General features: G+C 67.6%; 1 protein-coding gene. It reads left to right on the top strand.

Going from position 1 to position 306, the window contains the following annotated elements:
* A partial coding sequence (locus E5162_RS14495; RefSeq protein WP_135945966.1) for a response regulator occupies window positions 1-306 on the top strand: 306 nt, incomplete at both ends.

Here is a 306-nt window from a genome sequence, read left to right as displayed (position 1 = left end):
CGCATCATTCTGGCCGACGACCACCCGCTGTTTCGCGCAGCCTTGGTTCAGGCGGTTCACCGCGTGCTGCCAGGGGCCGACATTGTGGAAGCGGGCAGCCTGGCCGAGGCGCGTGCCGCGCTCGGCGACGGGGCCAGCTTGATCTGCCTCGACCTGCACATGTGCGATTCCACCGGCTTTATCGGCCTGACCGAGCTCCGCCAGGATTTTCCGGCCATCCCCGCCGTCGTGATCTCGGCCAGCGAAGCGCCCGGTATCGGGGCGCGCGCGCTTGAATTTGGCGCGTCCGGCTTCATTCCGAAGACG

Origin of the sequence: Marinicauda pacifica, from assembly GCF_004793635.1 — a bacterium.
GTDB classification, from domain to species: Bacteria; Pseudomonadota; Alphaproteobacteria; order Caulobacterales; family Maricaulaceae; genus Marinicauda; species Marinicauda pacifica.
This window is presented reverse-complemented; position numbering and strand designations above follow the sequence as displayed.